Here is a 3,921-nt window from a genome sequence, read left to right on the forward strand (position 1 = left end):
CCCCTCAAAACCCGCCGCCAGCAAATAGGGGATGCGCCCTACGTGGTCGATATGCACATGGGTGACCACCAGGGCCCGGATATGATCAATGGGAAAATCAATGGAGAGGTCAGTGGCAGAGGCGCCGCGGCCTTCGTCCTGGCCCTGGAACAGGCCGCAGTCTATGAGGATACCGGCGGAGTTTGTGGCGGTGAAGTTGGGGCCTGACCCCGCGGGGTCAGGCCCCTTTTTCAATCCCGGAGTTAGAATCAACTCATGGCAAGAGCCAGTAACGCCAGACGTGGCGCCGTGATGCGAAATATCAATCATCTTCAACATTCCCTGTTGTCAGTAAAGAAAAGCAGCTCCACCACCGCCATCTAAACAACCCAAACACCATTAGCATCCTATGCCAATGGCAACCGGCGGATCTTACCTCCCCCCAATGGCAGGCCGTCCTTTTCACCACCGCCGTTGCACCATACAAGATCGGCCAAATCATCGTTCGGGGCAAAGGCTGTCGGTGCCTCCCGGAGGATTTTTATTATCTCGGCACAGTTAAAATCCTGGCTTGCACGCATCAACCGGTTTAGCGTGGATTCAAGTTCTTCCCAAGGTATAGAAACTTCTCTGGCCATCATGATCCGATTGTGGGCAGTTCCTTGCGGGTCATCCCCAATCAAAAGCTCCTCATAGAGCTTCTCCCCTGGGCGAAGGCCCGTAAAAACGATGTCAATGTCTCCATCGGGCCTGTCGGGGGTCTTCTCGGTCATCCCCATCAAATGAATCATTTTGCGGGCCAGGTCGGCTATTTTAACCGGCTCGCCCATATCCAGCACAAACACTTCACCGCCCCGGCCCATACTGCCAGCCTGCAATACCAACTGGCTGGCCTCCGGAATAGTCATAAAATAACGGGTAATATCCGGGTGGGTCACAGTAACAGGCCCGCCATCGCGAATCTGGTCCCGGAACAGAGGGACAACAGACCCGGAAGACCCCAGCACATTGCCAAATCGAACCATAGAAAACACGGTTGCCTTCTGTCGCTCGGCCAACCCCTGCAAGACCAGCTCAGCCATTCGCTTGCTGGCACCCATAACGTTGGTCGGCCGCACCGCTTTATCAGTGGAAATCAGAACGAAGCGCTCAACATCTGCCGCGATTGCAGCCTCTGCCAGATGAAAGGTACCGAAGACATTGTTCTGGACACCTTCAATAATGTTGTGCTCAACAAGGGGAACATGTTTGTAAGCCGCGGAATGATAGACCGTCTGAACACCAAACGCCCTCAATACAGCCTCGCATCTGCGCCGGTGAACCACGCTTCCCAGAAGAGCGCGGATTTCCACACCGAGCTCTTCGACCTGATTGATCGAGGCAAGCTCACGCTCAATAAAATAAAGCAAATACTCACTCTGCTCGAACAAGATCAGTTTGCTCGGCTTGTGGCGCAAGATCTGACGACATAACTCAGAACCAATCGAGCCGCCGGCTCCCGTTACCATGACTGACTTACCGTAAAGACTGGCAGCCACACGGGCAGCATCCGGTCTCACCGGCTCTCTACCCAATAAATCTGCGATATCAAGATCACGTATGTCGTTTATCCGGGCCTGGCCCGCGACAAGCTCCGTCATCGAGGGCACGGTTTGCACCGGCACTTCCAGACTTTCCAGATGCAGCAACAGTGATTTCCGATCAACTCCGGAGTCCGGATCCAGTGCCAACAAGATCCGGCGCGCACCGTACTTTGAAACGTTCTTGGCAACCAGATCAATCGTTACAACGGGCAAACCATCGATCGTGGATTTGTGATGGGAGCGTTCAAGCGTCACGAAAACAACAGGCCTGTATTCAGTTCCCTGACGCAGTGCCGACGCCAACGCCATTGCCGTTTCCCCAGCCCCCACAATAGCCACGGGCTCTTTATCTCGCTGACCAGGGTGATTTACAAGGATTCGCACACCGAGCCGCGTGCCTCCCACGAACAAAAAGGCAAGGGCCCCGTAGATGATAGGTACAGACCGTGGTACCGGTACCTGCAACACATACCCAAGCACAATAAGTGCCAGCGAAGACGCAATCACCCCGTAAACAATCGTGAGAAACGCCTGGTCACCCAGAAACCGAATAACAGCACGGTAAAGACCCAGGCGAATAAAAACAGCAATCGTGAACACCACGGTTATCCCCGCAACCAACATGTGCCCGCGAGTCGGAATCCAGAGGTCCTGTTCAAGGCGCAGTGCGAAAGCGGCCCAGATAGCAAAGAAAAGAATCACCATGTCAAAAGCGACGGAAATAAGCCGCTTATAGACTCTGGGCATGTCTAAAAAAACATGAATCATTGTGAATCCCTCACACGATCTCCGGCACCCTTGCCAATAACAGTCAAGGCAATAAAGCGAAAATAGTTTTTCACCGTCAGGTTTGCCAGCATTTGGGCGTCCGTTTCCGCCAATAATCTCGGCGTCGACATATCAATTCCGTTTATCTGGGCCAGGCCGGTGATCCCCGGCCTGGCTCTGAAAACACCACATGCCTGCCGCTCTGAGATCAATTCACTCTGGCTCAACAGACAGGGCCTCGGGCCCACGAGACTCATCTCACCTTTGAACACATTCCACAACTGAGGCAGTTCATCCAACTTCGTGCGCCTGAGAAAACGCCCCCACTTTGTAACAGAAGCCGTATCTGCCAGATGGCTTGCAACAGCCTCCGTGTTTTTTTTCATGGTCCGAAACTTTATCAAGGTGAACGTTCTCTGATTTCGACCCACTCTTTGCTGGCGGAAAACAGGAGACCCGGTATCCATCAGCCCGGCAATGTAGAGCAACACCAGAATCGGCAAGCCGACGACCAACCCCAAGAGAGAAAGAAGAACATCAAAACAACGGATCACATTACTTCTCCCGTGAGCGAACCAGACATCGTGAGAGCCCTTCATCGACCGAGAGCGGTGGTTTCCAGTTCAGGAGATTTCGCGTCTCTGAAATATCTACCTCAAGGGAACCTGTCAATCGCTGAACCAAACGTTTTTTGCCCAAACACATCGCAGCAAGCGCCAATAGACCGGGCGGAAAACTCATTACCAAACTGGGCGTGTCCAGTGCCGCTGCCATCCGCCGAAGAAGCTCAGGCGTTGAGAGATCCTCTCCATCAGACACCAGAAAAGCCCGGTTTACGGCATTTGGATGATCGATACACTTTATAACCAAATCAACAAGGTTATCCAGCGCCACCAGGGCCCGTCGATTTTTAACGGCGCCAAACGGCAAGGGCCACTTCCGGTGAACCGCAGTGGCCAGAAGCGCAAAGTTTCCTCCACCACCCGGGCCATAAACCATCGGCGGCCGGATAATCACCAACTCCATCCCGGATTCCAGGGCCACAGCCCGGAGAGCCTTTTCCGCTTCCAGTTTGGATGCAGCATACTCATCTTCCGGCCTCGGCGCGGAGTCCGCATTGAAAGGCCGACCGGGAAGCGTTTGCTCACCATGAATCTTTACCGAGCTGATAAAGATGAATCTTCGAACCCCAGACCCCGCGGCCTGTCTGGCGAGGTTAACGGTACCTGCAACATTTACCTCTCTGAGATTCTCCAGATCAAAAGCTCGCGCCTTACCAGAAACCGCTGACTGGCCAGCCAAGTGAATTACCACCTTCTGGTGTCTGAGAGCCTCGGACCAGTCCGTACCGCCACCGATGTCACCCACCACGACGGTCGCGTGACCCGGCACAGAATCTTTGCGCCTGACTGCCGCCGTTACATTGTATCGCGGACTCTGACAGAGCTCACGGACTATGCCCGCGCCAATAAAACCTGTCGCGCCGGTTAATAGTACCTTCAGACGTTCAGACATCTGCCCGACCTTCAGAATTGCCAGACAAGGGGAATCAAGAAGATTGCCGTGCTGCCAACCAGGAGGCTAAGTGGAA

At 53.9% G+C, this 3,921-nt stretch carries 4 protein-coding genes; all 4 read right to left on the reverse strand.

Features of this window, described 5'->3' with window-relative positions; all coding sequences use genetic code 11:
• On the reverse strand, window positions 1-309 hold a 309-nt coding region (locus tag ACESMW_RS17795; RefSeq protein ID WP_372988321.1), incomplete at its 3' end, for an MBL fold metallo-hydrolase.
• 77 nt (window positions 310-386) lie between these two features.
• Entirely contained in the window at window positions 387-2,330 is a 1,944-nt protein-coding gene (locus ACESMW_RS17800) for a polysaccharide biosynthesis protein (protein WP_372988322.1), read from the reverse strand.
• Complete coding sequence (locus ACESMW_RS17805) at window positions 2,327-2,884, reverse strand: sugar transferase (RefSeq protein WP_372988323.1); 558 nt, start codon at window positions 2,882-2,884, stop codon at window positions 2,327-2,329. Before ACESMW_RS17805 ends, ACESMW_RS17800 begins: the two co-directional genes overlap by 4 nt.
• A 1-nt stretch (window position 2,885) precedes the next feature.
• Window positions 2,886-3,845, reverse strand: coding sequence for an NAD-dependent epimerase/dehydratase family protein (locus ACESMW_RS17810; protein WP_372988324.1), 960 nt, complete (start codon window positions 3,843-3,845; stop codon window positions 2,886-2,888).
• Window positions 3,846-3,921: the final 76 nt, after the last annotated feature.

It is taken from the genome of Marinobacter sp. (assembly GCF_041690455.1).
GTDB lineage: Bacteria > Pseudomonadota > Gammaproteobacteria > Pseudomonadales > Oleiphilaceae > Marinobacter.

Excerpts from the sequence above, each read along its gene's own strand:
- ACESMW_RS17810 (WP_372988324.1), bottom strand. The coding sequence starts at position 3,845 with ATGTCTGAACGTCTGAAGGTACTATTAACCGGCGCGACAGGTTTTATT.
- ACESMW_RS17800 (WP_372988322.1), bottom strand. The coding sequence starts at position 2,330 with ATGATTCATGTTTTTTTAGACATGCCCAGAGTCTATAAGCGGCTTATT.